Source organism: Pantoea sp. GL120224-02 (genome assembly GCF_900215395.1).
Lineage (GTDB): Bacteria > Pseudomonadota > Gammaproteobacteria > Enterobacterales > Enterobacteriaceae > Pantoea > Pantoea communis.
Map to the genome: position 1 here is coordinate 354,617 of NZ_OBEC01000004.1, position 15,575 is coordinate 370,191.

At 55.0% G+C, this 15,575-nt stretch carries 16 protein-coding genes; 8 read left to right on the top strand and 8 right to left on the bottom strand.

Features of this window, described 5'->3' with window-relative positions; translation table 11 throughout:
* Nucleotides 1-24: 24 nt before the first annotated feature.
* Complete coding sequence (gene parC / locus CRO33_RS10680; RefSeq protein ID WP_097118135.1) at nt 25-2,298, bottom strand: DNA topoisomerase IV subunit A; 2,274 nt, start codon at nt 2,296-2,298, stop codon at nt 25-27.
* Between the two features lie 411 nt (nt 2,299-2,709).
* Between parC and CRO33_RS10685 the strand changes: the two genes are divergently transcribed.
* From CRO33_RS10685 to CRO33_RS10710, 6 genes are all read left to right on the top strand, one after another.
* A complete protein-coding gene (locus CRO33_RS10685) occupies nt 2,710-4,272 on the top strand; it encodes a BglG family transcription antiterminator (RefSeq protein WP_097118136.1) in 1,563 nt (520 codons plus the stop codon).
* 18 nt (nt 4,273-4,290) lie between these two features.
* Entirely contained in the window at nt 4,291-4,761 is a 471-nt protein-coding gene (locus tag CRO33_RS10690) for a PTS sugar transporter subunit IIA (RefSeq protein ID WP_034828413.1), read from the top strand.
* A gap of 24 nt (nt 4,762-4,785) precedes the next feature.
* Complete coding sequence (locus tag CRO33_RS10695) at nt 4,786-5,100, top strand: PTS fructose transporter subunit IIB (RefSeq protein ID WP_034828411.1); 315 nt, start codon at nt 4,786-4,788, stop codon at nt 5,098-5,100.
* An 11-nt stretch (nt 5,101-5,111) separates the two neighbouring features.
* Nucleotides 5,112-6,203: a PTS fructose transporter subunit IIC gene (locus CRO33_RS10700; RefSeq protein ID WP_034828408.1), complete on the top strand. Its 1,092-nt coding sequence runs from the start codon at nt 5,112-5,114 to the stop codon at nt 6,201-6,203.
* Nucleotides 6,204-6,212: 9 nt separating this feature from the next.
* Nucleotides 6,213-7,064: a class II fructose-bisphosphate aldolase gene (locus tag CRO33_RS10705; RefSeq protein WP_097118137.1), complete on the top strand. Its 852-nt coding sequence runs from the start codon at nt 6,213-6,215 to the stop codon at nt 7,062-7,064.
* Between the two features lie 227 nt (nt 7,065-7,291).
* Entirely contained in the window at nt 7,292-8,155 is an 864-nt protein-coding gene (locus CRO33_RS10710) for a ketose-bisphosphate aldolase (protein ID WP_097118138.1), read from the top strand.
* A gap of 85 nt (nt 8,156-8,240) precedes the next feature.
* On the opposite strand, the gene CRO33_RS10715 is transcribed toward CRO33_RS10710, so the two are convergent.
* Nucleotides 8,241-9,005: a transporter substrate-binding domain-containing protein gene (locus CRO33_RS10715; protein WP_045831819.1), complete on the bottom strand. Its 765-nt coding sequence runs from the start codon at nt 9,003-9,005 to the stop codon at nt 8,241-8,243.
* A 163-nt stretch (nt 9,006-9,168) separates the two neighbouring features.
* Here CRO33_RS10715 and CRO33_RS10720 point away from each other — a divergent pair, with 163 nt between their 5' ends.
* A complete protein-coding gene (locus tag CRO33_RS10720; RefSeq protein ID WP_034828398.1) occupies nt 9,169-9,750 on the top strand; it encodes an NAD(P)H-dependent oxidoreductase in 582 nt (193 codons plus the stop codon).
* Between the two features lie 31 nt (nt 9,751-9,781).
* Nucleotides 9,782-10,090: a putative quinol monooxygenase gene (locus tag CRO33_RS10725; RefSeq protein ID WP_034828396.1), complete on the top strand. Its 309-nt coding sequence runs from the start codon at nt 9,782-9,784 to the stop codon at nt 10,088-10,090.
* Between the two features lie 32 nt (nt 10,091-10,122).
* On the opposite strand, the gene CRO33_RS10730 is transcribed toward CRO33_RS10725, so the two are convergent.
* The 6 genes from CRO33_RS10730 to nudF form a co-directional block, all read right to left on the bottom strand.
* Complete coding sequence (locus tag CRO33_RS10730; RefSeq protein WP_097118139.1) at nt 10,123-11,022, bottom strand: LysR substrate-binding domain-containing protein; 900 nt, start codon at nt 11,020-11,022, stop codon at nt 10,123-10,125.
* Nucleotides 11,023-11,089: 67 nt separating this feature from the next.
* Nucleotides 11,090-12,985, bottom strand: a complete 1,896-nt coding sequence (parE, locus tag CRO33_RS10735) for a DNA topoisomerase IV subunit B (protein ID WP_097118140.1) — start codon at nt 12,983-12,985, stop codon at nt 11,090-11,092.
* Between the two features lie 47 nt (nt 12,986-13,032).
* Nucleotides 13,033-13,614: an esterase YqiA gene (gene yqiA / locus CRO33_RS10740; RefSeq protein ID WP_034828385.1), complete on the bottom strand. Its 582-nt coding sequence runs from the start codon at nt 13,612-13,614 to the stop codon at nt 13,033-13,035.
* A gap of 3 nt (nt 13,615-13,617) precedes the next feature.
* Nucleotides 13,618-14,445, bottom strand: a complete 828-nt coding sequence (cpdA, locus tag CRO33_RS10745) for a 3',5'-cyclic-AMP phosphodiesterase (protein WP_034828383.1) — start codon at nt 14,443-14,445, stop codon at nt 13,618-13,620.
* A gap of 37 nt (nt 14,446-14,482) precedes the next feature.
* Nucleotides 14,483-14,908 (bottom strand): DUF1249 family protein, encoded by a 426-nt coding sequence (locus CRO33_RS10750; protein ID WP_034828381.1) that lies wholly within the window; start codon nt 14,906-14,908, stop codon nt 14,483-14,485.
* Nucleotides 14,905-15,540, bottom strand: coding sequence for an ADP-ribose diphosphatase (nudF, locus tag CRO33_RS10755; RefSeq protein ID WP_097118141.1), 636 nt, complete (start codon nt 15,538-15,540; stop codon nt 14,905-14,907). Before nudF ends, CRO33_RS10750 begins: the two co-directional genes overlap by 4 nt.
* Nucleotides 15,541-15,575 lie beyond the last annotated feature (35 nt).

The following is a 15,575-nucleotide window of genomic DNA, read 5'->3' on the forward strand; positions in this document are numbered from 1 at the left end:
GGGCAATCCATTGCCTGGTCAGTCTTATTCTTCGCTACTGGCGTCACTTTTCGGGCGCGCTGGCGCGTTCACTTCCACGCTATCAATGCGCTGCAGGCCACGCGACACGCTGCCACGACGACCGCGATCGGCACGCACTTTTTGCAGATCTTCATCGCGCATAATCAGCTTACGTTTGCCGACATACAGGGTAATCGAACTGCCCGGCGGCAGAATCAGCAACCACTGCAGCTTATCCACGCCCGCAGCGGCATCCGCTGATGGAATAGAGATGATTTTATTACCTTTGCCTTTCGACATCTGTGGCAGATCGCCCACCGGGAACATCAACATACGTCCGGCCTGGGTAATCGCCAGCAGCATATCATCGCCCGAATGCACCGCCATTGGCGTCATCACTTTGGCATTGTCTGGCAACGTTAGCAGCGCTTTACCGGCGCGGTTGCGCGAAATCAAATCGGCAAAGGTACAGATAAAGCCGTAACCCGCATCGGAGGCCATCAACAGTTTTTGGTCGTCCGCTTCCATCAGCACCTGTTCAAACGCGGCACCTGGCGGCGGCGTCAGTTTGCCGGTTAGCGGCTCGCCCTGCCCGCGCGCCGACGGCAACGAGGTCGGATCCAGCGTATAACTACGGCCGGTGGAGTCGATAAAGGCCACTGGCTGATTGCTCTTACCGCGTGCGGCGGCGAGGTAACTGTCACCGGCTTTGTAACTGAGACCGGTTGGATCGATATCGTGGCCTTTGGCGCTGCGCACCCAGCCCATCTGCGACAGCACAATCGTCACCGGCTCGGCACTCACCAGCTCGGTTTCGCTCAGCGCTTTAGCTTCTTCACGCTCATGCAGCGGCGAACGGCGATCGTCACCGTAGGTCTGGCTATCTGCCAGCAATTCTTTCTTCAGCAGGTTGCTCATCTTGCGTTCGGACGCCAGAATCGCCTGCAGTTGATCGCGCTCTTTCTCCAGCTCCGCCTGCTCACCACGAATCTTCATCTCTTCCAGTTTGGCGAGATGGCGCAGTTTCAGTTCCAGAATGGATTCGGCTTGCGTATCGCTGAGTTCAAAGCGTGACATCAGCACTTGCTTAGGCTCGTCCTCGGTACGGATGATGTGAATCACTTCATCAATGTTGAGGAACGCCACCAGCAAACCTTCGAGGATATGCAGGCGGCGCAGCACGCGCTCTAAACGATAGTTCAGGCGGCGCGTCACGGTATCGCGACGGTACACCAGCCATTCAGACAGGATCTCCAGCAGGTTTTTCACCGCCGGACGGTTATCCAGCCCAATCATATTCAGGTTAACGCGATAGCTCTTTTCCAGATCGGTGGTGGCAAACAGATGATTCATCACCTGCTCCACATCCACACGATTCGAGCGTGGCACAATCACCAGACGCGTTGGGTTCTCGTGGTTGGATTCATCACGCAGATCTTCCACCATCGGCAGCTTTTTATTGCGCATCTGGTTAGCGATCTGCTCCAGCACGCGCGCACCGGAAACCTGGTGCGGCAGTGCAGTGATCACCACATCGCCATCTTCTTTCTTCCACACCGCGCGCTGACGGATCGAACCGCGCCCGCTTTGGTAGATTTTACGAATCTCGCTGCGCGGCGTGATGATCTCGGCTTCGGTCGGATAATCCGGGCCCTGCACAATATCCAGCAACTCATCCAGCGTGGTGTTGGGTTTGTCGATCAGCTTCACCGCCGCTTCCGCCACTTCACGCAGGTTGTGCGGTGGGATATCGGTGGCCATGCCCACGGCGATACCGGTGGTGCCGTTCAGCAGGATATTCGGCAGACGTGCCGGCAACATCTTCGGCTCCTGCATGGTGCCGTCAAAGTTCGGGATGTAATCGACCGTGCCTTGTCCTAACTCACCCAGCAAAATCTCGGCATATTTGGAGAGGCGTGACTCGGTGTAACGCATCGCGGCGAAGGATTTGGGATCGTCCGGCGCACCCCAGTTGCCCTGACCATCCACCAGCGGGTAGCGATAGGAGAATGGCTGTGCCATCAACACCATCGCTTCATAACAGGCGCTGTCGCCATGCGGATGGTATTTACCTAATACGTCACCGACGGTACGGGCAGATTTTTTGAATTTGGCGCTGGCATTGAGGCCCAGTTCCGACATTGCGTATACAATTCGGCGCTGCACCGGCTTGAGGCCATCGCCGATATACGGCAGTGCGCGGTCCATGATCACGTACATGGAGTAGTTCAGGTACGCGTTTTCCGTAAATTTGTGCAGGGCAAGACGCTCTGCACCATCCTGCGTCAATTCGCTCATTAAGCTCGCATCCTCACTTCGTGGCCCGCAACGGCGGGGCATCCGGCGCTCATTTGGCGAGGATAGTACCTTATTCGTGCGAGTTAGTCACAGGGAAGCCAATGACCGCAGGCAGAATCGTATGGCATTAAATAACGTGATATCGGTTGGAAAATGAAAAAGGAATGAGATCAATATCACAATCAATATTCCCATTAATATGTGAGCAGGATCGCAATTAATTATTAACAATTTCAGGTGTATTAAAGCTGTCCGTAATCATGGACAACATTTAGTATTGTTGCTTACACCGTCCTTTCCTAAATTTATACTCCATAAGACATCAATATTGCGCTCCTGATTTCTGGCATGAAGAAATAGATAACGAGGAAATAATCTTAAAAACGCTTTGCCAAAATAAAGGGTGACCGAATGCAAATACTGACTTCGCGACAACACCGTTTAGTCAAACTGCTGTTGCAACATGCTGCACCTCAGCCGATCAGAGAATTAGCCCTACAGTTGGGCGTGTCAGAAAAGACGATTCAGCGCGACTTGCAGTGGCTGGAAAGCTGGCTTGGTAGCTGGTCACTGACGCTGGAGAAAACCCCAGGCCGCGGCGTGCGTTTGCGGGTTGATGATATCCAGCAGCGCCTGCAACTGGAGCAGCAACTCAACGGCGATGAAAGCAGTGCCGATGCGCTGGGGCAAAACAGCCGCCGAGTAAAAATTGCCTCGCAGTTGCTGAGTGACGCCCCGCGTGCGACCTCTATCAGTAAGCTGTCGGAACGCTATTTTATCAGCCACGCCTCGATTGTGAATGACCTGAAAGTGATTGAAGAGTGGCTACAGCCGTTGGGTTTGACGCTGCAACGTGGGCCAGGTGGCACCCATATCGAAGGTAACGAACAGGCGCTGCGTCAGGCAATGGTCTCCCTGATCAATGATGTGATGCAGCAAAACGTTGCCGGTACGCCGCTGTTGCCGCGTCTCGATCCCGGCAGCCAGCAGGCACTGGTGCATTATTTTGGCGATGAGGATGTGGCTTTTGTGCAGACGCTGCTGCAACAGATGGAGCAGCAACTCAGTTACCCGCTGGGCGATGCCTGGTATCTGAATCTCTGCACCCATATTCTGATCATGATGCACCGGATGGCGCAGGGGAATGCGCTGGCACTGGCAACTCTGGCCACAATGCAGGATCTCGATCAGCGCATTTTACTGATTGCCCAGCAAATGGTGACGCAGATTGAACAGCGGATGTGCTGTGCCCTGCCCGCCGATGAAGTGGGTTTTATTTATCAATATATCGTGTCATCCGGCATTGTGGTGGAAGAGCGCGGCGATAATGCGCCGATGCATAATCAATTCTGCACCGCAGAGTCCGTAAAAATAACCTGTGAATTAATTGATCGTTTCGCAGCCTTTATTCAGCAAGATTTAGCGCAGGACCGATTATTATTTGACGGCTTACTGGTGCATATAAAGCCACTATTAAATCGACTCAAATATCATATTCATATTCGCAATCCGCTGCTGGAGGATATTCAGCAGGAAATGAAAGGCATATTTTCGTTAACGCACCAGGCGATGCAATTAACTGCTCGCACTTATGGGCTTTCGCCAGTGGCTGACGACGAAATCGGTTATCTCTGCGTGCATTTCCAGGCCGCGCTGGAGCGGCAAATTGCCCATAAACGCATCCTGGTGGTGTGTTCCAGCGGCGTGGGGACGTCGCATCTGCTTAAGAGCCGCATCCTGCGGGCGTTCCCTGACTGGGAAATTGCGGGTGTGGTCTCTGCCAGCAATCACGCCGCGTTTTGTCAGAACCAGACAGTGGATTTAGTGATCACCACTATCCATCTCAACGCCGGGCCAATCCCAGCAGTGTATGTGAGTGCATTTTTTAACGATGACGATATCCGGCGGGTCACTGACGCCATGATTGGCAGCCAGCTGCCGGACGGCGCGCACTGCGCGTTGGCTGAACATTAATTGAATGAGGTAAAACCCATGGACATTTCCCGCATTCTGACGCCACGCCGCGTTAACCTGGCGCTCACCGCCACCACCAAAGAAGAAGTGATCAACGAACTGACCGATCTGCTATATCAGGACGGCGCCATCACCGATCGTGCAGCCTTTATTGAAGATGTCTGGCTGCGTGAAGCTGAGGGCTCAACCGGGTTCGAAAACCACGTTGCCATTCCGCACGGCAAGTCTTCCGCCGTCCAACACACCACATTAGCCATTGGTCGTACCCAACAGGATATCCCCTGGGAAACGCTCGATGGCAGCCAGGTGCGCTGCATCATCCTTTTCGCGGTGCGACTGGAAGATCAGAACACCACCCATATTCGCCTGTTGTCGCAGGTGGCCAGCGCGCTGGCCGATGATGAGGTGATAGCCCAACTGCTGGTGGAAAACGACCCCAGCAATATCATCCGGCTGTTTAGCCAGTACGCCGAAACCGACCTCTGTTAATCCCCTAACTTTTTGAGGTGACACATGAATATCGTCTGTGTAGCGGCCTGCACGGCAGGCATCGCGCATACCTATATTGCGCGTGAAAAACTGATCAAAGGCGCTCATGCACTGGGCCACACCATCCACGTTGAAACCCAGGGCACCATCGGCACTGAAACCGCGTTGACGCGTGAAGACATCGCTGCCGCTGACGTGGTGATCCTCGCCATTGATGTGAAGATCAACGGTGAAGAACGCTTTCAGGGCAAACCCATCGTACGAGTGAAAACCGAAGTGGTGATCAAGTCACCGGTGAAATTCCTCGAAAAAGTGGCGGATTCACTGGCGCGTGCCTGAGGAGATCCATCATGAACGACAACAAACGTCAGTACGGACAAGAGATCAAAGGCCATCTGCTCACCGGGATATCCTGGATGATCCCGCTGATCGTCGCCGCCGGGATCTGTATCGCGCTCGGCCAGGTGATTGGCGGGCCGGATGTCGGCAAGCAAACCGGCACTATCGCCTGGATGTTGAATCAGATCGGCGGTTGGGGCATGGGCTTGATCGTGCCGCTGATCAGCGCGGCCATCGCCTACTCCATCGCCGATCGTCCCGGCTTTGCGCCCGGTTTGATCGTCGGTTTTATCTGCGGGCAGATCGGCACCGGTTTTATCGGCGGTATGCTCGGCGGCTTCCTGGTGGGTTACACGGTATTGCTGTTGCGCCGCACCATTAAGCTGCCGCAGTCAATGCAGGGGTTGATGCCGATTATGGTGCTGCCGGTGTTGAGCACCATCATCGCCGGTCTGTTGATGATGACCTTTATTGGCCAGCCGATTGTCTGGCTGCAGAAGGCGCTGATTCATCTGCTGGAATCGATGCAGGGCGGATCGAAGTTTGTGCTGGGTGCGGTGCTGGGTGCGATGGCGACTTTTGACTTCGGCGGCCCCATCAACAAAACCATGTCGCTGTTCGCCGACGGCATGCTGGTCGACGGGATTTATGGCCCGGAAGCAGTGAAGTTTGTCGGCTCAATGATTCCGCCGTTTGGCATCACGCTGTCGTATCTGCTGACGCGCCATAAGTACACCAAAGCGGAGAAAGAGGCGCTGAAAGCCGCCTTCCCGATGGGTATCTGCATGATCACCGAAGGGGTGATTCCGATTGCGGCGCGTGACCTGCTGCGTGTGGTCGGCAGCTGCGTGGTGGCCTCTGCCATCGCCGGTGGGCTGATTATGGTGTGGGGCGTGGAAGCACCGGTGCCGCACGGCGGCATGTTTGTGGTGCCGCTGTTCACCAAACCGCTGATGTTCTGTCTGGCGCTGGGCATCGGCACCGTGGTGTGTGGCGTGATGCTGTCGCTAATGAAGAAGCCAGTGACGCAGGCAGATGAAGAGTTCGATGACGTGGAAGCCCCTGGCGTCCGCGACGAAGAGATCAAATTCACACTGGAATAAGGAGCCACCATGTTTGCCATGATGAATGACCTGATTCAGGCCGCCGCTAAGCAGCAATATGCCGTGCTGGCGATAAACTGCTTCAATCTTGAAACCGCGCGGGCGGCGATTCAGGCCGCCGAACAGCAGCGTGCACCGCTGATATTGAATGTCTATCAGGGTCACAGCACGCACTTCCCACCCGCCGTGGCCGTGCCGCTGGTGCAGGCGCTGGCGAAAGACGCCACGGTACCGGTTGCCCTTGCGCTGGACCACGGCAAGGCCTTTCCGCTGATTGGTCAGGCGTTTCGCGCCGGCTTTACCGGCCTGATGATCGATGCCTCTGCCGATCCGCTGGCCGAAAATATTCGCCAGACCGCAGCGGTAGTGAAGATGGCGCACACCGCTGGCGTTTGCGTCGAAGGCGAGCTGGGGCATATCGCCGATGCGCCGACCTACGAGTTAGCCGATGCCTCCGTAAAGATGACGCAGGTTGCTGACGTGCTGCCGTTTATTGAGCAAACCGATATCGATTTGCTGGCGATTTCGGTGGGCACTGCGCACGGGCTCTATCCAGCGGGCGTGAAGCCGAAGATTGATTTCCAGCGCTTGCAGGAGCTGCATGCGGTCTCAACACGCCCATTGGCACTGCATGGTGGTTCGGGCACACCCGCCGAGGATATTCGCCGCGTTAATCAGCATGGTGTGGCGAAGATTAACGTCGGTGCCGCAGTGTTTGATGCCGGTAAAAACGCGGTTGAGCAGGCGCTGAAACAGCATCCGCACGCGGAACTGGCCGATCTGCTTGGGCTGATGGAATCCGCCTGCCGTGAAGTGGTGATTGAGTATCTGAGCTGGTCGGGATCGGCTGGCAAAGCGTAGTGCTCGGGCGCGCTCACCCTAAATGCATAGCGCTAAAACGAACGCACGTGATTTGACGCATTTATACGCACCTGAAAGCCGCTTCGGTCATCGTGATTTAAAGCAGCGGCAAGATACCGCGCGATAAGTCGTGCAGCAACAGGATGCAGAAGCATTTCCCTTTTTATCCATCATCGGGTCGGCGCACGCGTCGGCTCTGGTAAAACTCACGTTGAGGAAATATTAACATGTTGATTTCAATGAAAGAGATGTTGGCACCGACTCGTGAACACCGCTACGCCATCGGCGCATTTAACGTAGCAGACAGCTGCTTTATCCGTGCCGTGGTGGAGGAAGCCGAAGCCACTAACACCCCGGCGATCATCTCGATTCACCCGAGTGAGCTGGAGTTTGTGACCAATGAATTCTTTGGCTATGTGCGGGAACGCACGCTGAAGAGCAAAGTGCCCTTCACCATTCACCTCGACCACGGTGCATCGATTGCGCAGGTGCTGCGCGCCATCCAATGTGGATTTACGTCAGTGATGATCGATGGATCACTGCTGCCGTACGAAGAGAACGTGGCGCTGACCAAAGAGGTGGTGAAGCTGGCGCATTCGGTGGGCGTGTCGGTGGAAGGTGAACTCGGCACCATTGGCGATACCGGCACCACCGTGGAAGGTGGCGTTAGCAAAGTGATCTATACCGAACCGGCGCAGGCAGAAGATTTTATCCAGCGCACCGGCGTCGATACCCTGGCAGTGGCAATTGGCACCGCGCACGGTATCTATCCAAAAGATATGAAGCCGGAACTGCAGATGCATATTCTGAAAAATATTGCTCAACGCACCGATATTCCGCTGGTGCTGCACGGGGGGTCTGCTAACCCGGATGCGGAGATTGCTGAGGCGGTGACCCTCGGCGTGGGCAAAATCAATATTTCCAGCGATATGAAGTACGCCTACTTCGCTAAACTGCGTGAAATTCTGGCGCGTGAAACCTGGTGGGATCCCAATGTGATTTATCCGGAAGCGATTACTGCCGCCAAAGCAGTGATTCGCTACAAGATGAATCTGTTTGGTGGATTGGGTAAAGCGAGTTTATATCGCTGAGTACCCGAATGGGGCCACGTTGCCCCTTTTAAGCCACGCAATAATCGCGCCGCTCCAGTAGCGGCGCGATGCATCAGGCATGAGTTTACTTAATCACACCCAGCCACTGCGAGGCGATCTGCGCATATTCGCCGGTGGCGGTGCTAAGATGCAGCCACTGATCGACATACAGTTTCCAGCTCATATCATCACGCGGAATCATGTAGGCTTTTTCACCATACTGCATCGGCTTATCCGGATTGATGGCGCACAGCGTCGGGTAGTGCTTCATCTGGAACAATGCTTCGGACGCATCCGTAATCATCACATCGGCTTTCTTATCCACCAACTGCTGGAAAATACCGACGTTATCGGCCAGTTGCAGCGTCGACTGCGGTAAGTGGCTGTGCACAAAGGCTTCATTGGTGCCGCCAGCCGGTTCAATCACCCGCACGCTCGGCTTGTTGATCTGCGCGACGGTTTGATATTTGTCTTTATCATCACAGCGCACCAGCGGGATTTTGCCATCCACACCCAGCGGCTCGGCAAACCAGGCAATCTGCTGGCGTTTTAAGGTAACGGACACGCCACCCAGCGCGATATCACACTGCTTCGCCACGAAATCGTCACTCATGGTTTTCCAGGTGGTTGGCACCCACTGCACTTTGGCACCCAGACTTGCCGCCAGTGACTGCGCCATGCTGATATCCAGCCCTTCATACTGCCCATCGCTGCGCAGATAGCTGTAAGGCTTGTAGTCTCCCGTGGTACAGACTTTCAGGGTTTTACTGCTACGAATCTCGTCGAGGTGGGATTGCGCCGACGCAGCGCCACTCACCAGAAGTAATGCACTCAGTATCGCGGTTTTCATGGTTTCTTCTTTTTTATGTTGATGTTGGTTTGCGCGCGGATTGTTGCATAGCCCTGCGCATTGTTGCTTTATTAGCAAAAGTCTTGTGATCAATCACGCATTTTTTTGCTTCGCCTGCGCGCGTACAGTGTGCGTCATCAACGGGAAACGGAGCGAATCATCCATGAGCAATATTTTAATCATCGACGGCGGTAAAACTTTTGCCCACTCGAAAGGCGAACTGAATCACACCCTCACTGACGTGGCAGCCAGCCAGCTGCGCGATCTGGGCCATAACGTAGTTGTCACCCTTGCAGACAGCGATTACAACGTGGCAGAAGAAGTGCAGAAATATCTCGACAGCGATGTGGTGATTTATCAGATGCCTGGCTGGTGGATGGGCGAGCCGTGGACGGTGAAAAAATACATTGATGACGTGTTCACCGAAGGCCACGGTTCACTGTATGCCAGTGATGGTCGTACGCGCAGCGATGCGGGCAAAAAGTACGGTTCAGGCGGTCTGATTCAGGGCAAAAAATACATGCTATCGCTGACGTGGAACGCACCGCTGGAAGCGTTTAATGATCCTGAGCAGTTCTTCGAAGGCGTGGGCGTGGACGGTCTCTATCTGCACTTCCACAAAGCCAACCAGTTCCTTGGCATGGAAGGTTTACCGACCTTTATCTGTAACGATGTGATCAAGATGCCGGACGTGCCGCGCGATATCGAACGTTATCGGACTCATCTTAGCCAGATCTTTGCTTAACTGTAAGCACACCGGGAAAAGAGGAAGCGCTATGTTAACCGTCGTTGCAGAAATTTGCGTCAAGCCAGGCCGCCGTCATGTGGTGCTGGAAGCCATCAATAAACTGATCCCCACCGTGCTGGAAGAAGAGGGTTGCCATCAGTATGACGCGCTGGTTGACCATCAGGCGCAGGTGCCGTGGAAGCAGAATTCACCAGATTCCATTTTCATGCTGGAGCAGTGGGAATCGCTGCGCCATCTTGAGCAGCATCAGCAAATGCCGCATATGGATGCGCATCGCGCCACGATTAAAGACGATGTGGTGGATGTGAAGATCCTGGTATTAGAGCCGGTTCGTTAATCGTCTAAGCCTCTGCCTGTGCAGGGGCTTTTTTATAGCAGGCGATCTTGTTCTATCTTCTCGCGCAGAAAATCGAGAAAACAGGTAATGCGCGAGGTCAGAGATTGATTACGGTAATACACGGCGTGAATCGGCAGGCGCCATTCGCGCGTTTCCTGCTCCAGCACCTGCACTAAATCGCCCCGCTCGCGATCTTTACGGCTGACAAAATCAGACAGGCGCGCAATGCCCTGTCCTGCTAACGCCAGCTGACGCAACGTCTCGCCACTGGAAGCCGACAGCGTGGGCTTAATCTGCAAAAACTCACCCTCACTTTGCCAAACAGGCCAGACATTGTGTGCATCCAACTGACTGAAGCCGAGCAGCTGATGAGCTGCTAACGCCTCAACTGATTCCGGGCTGCCATACTGCTGCAGGTAAGCCGGGCTCGCCACTAAACGCGTGGCGCTGCTGCCCAGCACGCGGGCACGCAGCGTAGAATCACGCAACTCCCCGACGCGAATCGCGATATCGGTCTGCTGCTCCAGCAAATCGATCATGATGTCGTCGGTATTCAACTCCAGCTGAATCAGCGGGTAACGCTGTCGAAATTCCGCCACCAGCGGCACGATCACGTGCAGCATAAAGGGGGCGTTGGCATTGATGCGCAATCTGCCAGAGGGGATATCGCGACGTTGGGCGATCTGCTCTTCCGCCCTTTCTACCGACGAAAGGATCTGGCGCGCATGATCGAGGAAGATCAAGCCTTCCTCGGTGAGCGCGAGACGCCGCGTGGTGCGGTGCATTAGCGTGGTTTGTAATTTGCTTTCCAGCCGGCTCAACGCCCGGCTGATACCAGAACTGGTTTGATCGAGCTGCTCGGCCGCCGCCGTGATTGAGCCGGTATCCACCACCGCCACCCAGGCGCGTAGCTCTTCCAGTGTGATTTTCACGTTCCTTTCCCCGGTAAAAATGTTTGGCTTGCCCAAATAACAAGGGACGCCGCAGCGTCCCAGGTCATCAAGCTTCCAGGTCGGCGAGGTCGCCTTTTTCCTGTAGCCAGTTACGGCGATCTTCAGAACGCTTTTTCGCCAGCAGCATGTCCATCACGCGCAGCGTCTGCTCGACATCATCATCGCTGACTGTCAGCTGCACCAGACGACGGGTGTTCGGGTCGAGCGTGGTTTCACGCAGCTGCAGCGGGTTCATCTCACCCAGACCTTTGAAGCGCTGTACGTTCGGTTTGCCCTTCTTGCGCTTCAGCTGCTCCAGCACGCCCTCTTTCTCGTCTTCATCCAACGCGTAAAAGACTTCTTTGCCGAGATCGATGCGATACAGCGGTGGCATGGCGACATAAACATGGCCGTGTTGTACCAGCGAGCGGAAGTGCTTCACAAACAGCGCACACAACAAGGTGGCGATGTGTAAGCCATCGGAGTCCGCATCCGCAAGGATACAGATCTTGCCGTAACGCAGCTGGCTCAGATCTTCACTGTCGGGATCGATACCGATCGCCACCGAGATGTCGTGCACTTCCTGCGAGGCCAGCACTTCGTCCGATGAGACTTCCCAGGTGTTCAGGATCTTACCTTTAAGCGGCATGATCGCCTGATAATCACGATCGCGCGCCTGCTTGGCCGATCCACCTGCGGAGTCCCCTTCCACCAGGAAGAGTTCGGTGCGATTCAGATCCTGTGCACTACAGTCTGCCAGTTTGCCCGGCAGTGCGGGTCCGCTGGTGAGCTTTTTACGCACCACTTTCTTGGCCGCGCGCATACGACGCTGAGCACTGGAGATCGCCAGTTCGGCCAGCATTTCGGCGGCTTGCACGTTCTGGTTCAACCACAAGCTGAAAGCATCTTTCACGATAGCCGAGACAAATGCCGCGCACTGACGCGAAGAGAGACGCTCTTTGGTTTGACCGGCGAACTGCGGATCCTGCATTTTCACCGACAGCACGTAGGCGCAGCGATCCCAAATATCTTCCGCAGACAGTTTTACTCCGCGTGGCAGGATATTGCGGAACTCGCAGAACTCACGCATCGCATCCAGCAAGCCCTGACGCAGACCGTTGACGTGCGTCCCGCCTTGCATAGTGGGAATCAGGTTGACGTAGCTTTCGGTCAGCAGTTCGCCGCCTTCTGGCAGCCATAGTAACGCCCAATCCACCGCTTCCACATCACCGGCGAAGCTGCCGATAAAGGGTTTTTCCGGCAAGGTGGGGAGGCCGTTGACTGCTTCTGATAAGTAATCAGAGAGGCCGCCATGATAGAGCCATGTCTGCTCGGTATCATTGACCTTGTCTTTGAACACGATCTCCACGCCCGGACAGAGCACCGCTTTGGCTTTCAACACATGCGTCAGGCGCGACACCGAGAAGCGTGGACTGTCGAAGAAACTCTCATCCGGCCAGAAATGCACGCGCGTGCCAGTGTTACGTTTGCCGACCGTGCCGGTCACCGTCAGATCCTGCACTTTATCGCCATTTTCGAAGGCAATATCGTAGATCTCGCCATTGCGGCGCACGGTGACTTCTACGCGTTTTGACAGGGCGTTGACCACCGAAATCCCCACGCCGTGCAAGCCGCCGGAGAACTGGTAGTTTTTGTTGGAGAATTTACCGCCCGCATGCAGACGGCAAAGAATCAGCTCAACCGCTGGCACACCCTCTTCCGGATGGATATCTACCGGCATGCCGCGACCGTCATCGATCACTTCCAGCGACTGATCCGCATGCAGGATCACTTCCACGCGTTTGGCGTGACCCGCCAGCGCCTCATCGACACTGTTATCGATCACTTCCTGGCCCAGATGGTTTGGGCGCGTGGTATCGGTGTACATCCCCGGACGACGACGCACCGGTTCAAGGCCGGTTAAGACCTCAATGGCATCGGCATTATAACTTGATTGGCTCATCGTAACTGTCTGATTAGCAATAGGAATAGGGGTCCATCTCGCAGCAATCAGGGAGCATTTAATCCCAGAAAATCAATGATCTGCGCAAAATGGCGTTCGAATCCGATATAAGCATGATTGCCACCCTCTTCGACCGTTTGGCGGCACGCGCTGTAGTATTCCAGCGCCTGGCGGTAATCGAGTACTTCATCGCCGGTCTGTTGCAGCAGCCAGAGTAAATCGGGCGCTTCGAGAGGGTCAATCTGCATGACTTTCAGATCGTAAATGTGGCGTGACTCTAACACATATTGCTGGCCGGTGTAGGGATTACGGTTCTCGCCGAGATAATCCACCAGCAGCTCAAACGGGCGCACCGCTGGATTGACCACCACCGCCGGCAGCATAAAGCATTGCGAGAGCCAGGTCGCGAAGTAGCCCCCGAGCGACGATCCCACCAGGCCAAGTGGCTCACCGGCGTACTGCATCACCAGCTCTTCCAGCATGCTGGCGGCTTCGGCGGGGAACGTGGGCAGCTGCGGCACCAGAACATTAATGTGCGGATGATGTTGCGCTACCCACTGCTGCAGTTGTGTGGCTTTGGCCGATTGCGGAGAGCTGTTGAATCCGTGCAGATAGATCAGCACCGCCATCGCTTAGTAGCCCTCGGAATCGAGATCGGGACGGAACAGATCGCTTTGCAGACGATTCACTTCGGTTTCCAGTACGCCATCTGCCTTCAGGGTTAACCAGCGCCAACCTGGCGCGACGTTATCGATGGTGAAGTTGGTGCAATGCGGTTTGAACTGCACGCAGGTCGAAGGAGAAGCCAGCACGCGACGACCATGCCAGTCGAGATCTAATTCCTGATGAATGTGGCCACACACCAGATTACGCGCACGCGGGAAGTGTTGCAGCACCGCTTCTAATTGATGGGGATTGCGCAAGCTATGCTGATCCAGCCAGGTACAGCCGGAAGCGAGCGGATGATGGTGCAGCAGCACCAGCGTATGGCGCTCAGGATGCAGGCGCAGCGCCTTGTCGAGCCACTCGAGTTGGTACTCGCTTAACATGCCATGCGGCACACCAAAGACCTGACTATCCAGCAGCACCAACTGCCAGTGCTCACCCAACAGCACATGTTTATCGGAAGCGATTCCGGCATCGGCAAGTGTATTGACCATCGCGGGCTGAAAATCGTGATTCCCCGGCAGCCAGACACACGGCTTTGGCAGGCGTGAAATGCCCGCTACAAAGTGTTGATAAGCTTCGACGGTGTGATCCTGGGCGAGATCGCCGGTGGCGATAATCAAATCATAATCGCGCTGTTGTGCCATGATGGCGTCCAGCACCGCATCAAAACTCGACCAGGTATTTACCCCAAGCAGCGATTGATGTTTTCCTGCAAAAAGATGGGTGTCCGTGATTTGTAAAATCCTGATATCGGCCCCATTTGCCGCAGGAAGAGTAAGCAGGCTATCCAAAGCGTTTCCTTTCTCTCCACGCCATAGTTGTATGCTATCAGCAGACCGGCACTGCTACAGCACCGTGCGCCAGACAATAGCGCAACCAATCTGCAAGAAACTGGTTAATCTGATGTTTTTCATCGCGCTGATGCAGTTTTTTATTAGGATAATCATAGCGCGCTTTGAAGCGATAGATCTGCTGAGTGGAACACACTTCAGCGACCATCGCATCATGGTACAGCCGAACGGACATGGATGGCAGGCTCCAGTAACTTACTGCCGGGGCCACCTGGCGAATCTCCACCAGCGTGGTATAACGCGTCGACTCTTGAATAGTCAGCTGATAACGGGCGCCGCTCACCTGATAGATCACCGACGCGCCTGCCTCGTCATCACGCGGCAGCAGGCGACGCAGTTGGGCGAAATTGGTTTCGCACAATCGCATCATTTCGGGAAAGTCAGGGGTATAGCGCTGTTTCATTTTAGCTTCCACTCTTGTCGTAGTTTTTCATGGTGCAACGCCAGCCATTGCAGGGCGATGACAGATGCCGCGTTATCAATAATCCCCTCTTCCACCCAGCGATAAGCCTGTTCGCGGCTCACCACATGGACAAGAATATCCTCATTCTCTTCCTCCAGCCCGTGATTTCCCTCTGCCAGGCTGGCATCCACTTCGCCCACCAGCACCGACAAACGTTCAGACGTTCCGCCTGGGCTGGCTAAGTAATTCACTATCGGTTTCACACGCCCGACCTTGAGGCCTGCTTCTTCTACGGCTTCGCGACGCGCCACATCTTCCGGCGTTTCACCGGGTTCAATGATACCGGCCACCATTTCCAGCAGCCAGGGCGTTGGGCTGGAATCATAAGCCGGGATGCGAATCTGTTCGATTAGCACCACTTCGTCGCGTAAGGGATCATAGGGTAGCAGCACGGCGGCGTGTCCGCGCTCAAAAACTTCGCGTACTACCTCACCGCTCATCTCGCCATTAAAGCGGCGATGGCGGAAACGGTAGCTAATAATGGAAAAAAAACCATCGTAGCGTGTATCGCGTGCAATAATTTCTACATCGTTTTTTGTGAAAGTCACAGGGGATTTTTTTTCACCCGCCATCATCTGGTTCCTTATGCAGATTGGGATGGAGCGAA

What these genes read in the sequence shown, in the direction of transcription:
- CRO33_RS10700 (WP_034828408.1), top strand. Translation starts at nt 5,112, where the DNA reads ATGAACGACAACAAACGTCAGTACGGACAAGAGATCAAAGGCCATCTG.
- CRO33_RS10725 (WP_034828396.1), top strand. Translation starts at nt 9,782, where the DNA reads ATGTTAACCGTCGTTGCAGAAATTTGCGTCAAGCCAGGCCGCCGTCAT.
- nudF (WP_097118141.1), bottom strand. Translation starts at nt 15,540, where the DNA reads ATGGCGGGTGAAAAAAAATCCCCTGTGACTTTCACAAAAAACGATGTA.
- parC (WP_097118135.1), bottom strand. Translation starts at nt 2,298, where the DNA reads ATGAGCGAATTGACGCAGGATGGTGCAGAGCGTCTTGCCCTGCACAAA.
- yqiA (WP_034828385.1), bottom strand. Translation starts at nt 13,614, where the DNA reads ATGGCGGTGCTGATCTATCTGCACGGATTCAACAGCTCTCCGCAATCG.
- CRO33_RS10705 (WP_097118137.1), top strand. Translation starts at nt 6,213, where the DNA reads ATGTTTGCCATGATGAATGACCTGATTCAGGCCGCCGCTAAGCAGCAA.
- parE (WP_097118140.1), bottom strand. Translation starts at nt 12,985, where the DNA reads ATGAGCCAATCAAGTTATAATGCCGATGCCATTGAGGTCTTAACCGGC.
- CRO33_RS10695 (WP_034828411.1), top strand. Translation starts at nt 4,786, where the DNA reads ATGAATATCGTCTGTGTAGCGGCCTGCACGGCAGGCATCGCGCATACC.
- CRO33_RS10720 (WP_034828398.1), top strand. Translation starts at nt 9,169, where the DNA reads ATGAGCAATATTTTAATCATCGACGGCGGTAAAACTTTTGCCCACTCG.
- CRO33_RS10710 (WP_097118138.1), top strand. Translation starts at nt 7,292, where the DNA reads ATGTTGATTTCAATGAAAGAGATGTTGGCACCGACTCGTGAACACCGC.
- CRO33_RS10690 (WP_034828413.1), top strand. Translation starts at nt 4,291, where the DNA reads ATGGACATTTCCCGCATTCTGACGCCACGCCGCGTTAACCTGGCGCTC.
- CRO33_RS10715 (WP_045831819.1), bottom strand. Translation starts at nt 9,005, where the DNA reads ATGAAAACCGCGATACTGAGTGCATTACTTCTGGTGAGTGGCGCTGCG.
- CRO33_RS10685 (WP_097118136.1), top strand. Translation starts at nt 2,710, where the DNA reads ATGCAAATACTGACTTCGCGACAACACCGTTTAGTCAAACTGCTGTTG.
- CRO33_RS10750 (WP_034828381.1), bottom strand. Translation starts at nt 14,908, where the DNA reads ATGAAACAGCGCTATACCCCTGACTTTCCCGAAATGATGCGATTGTGC.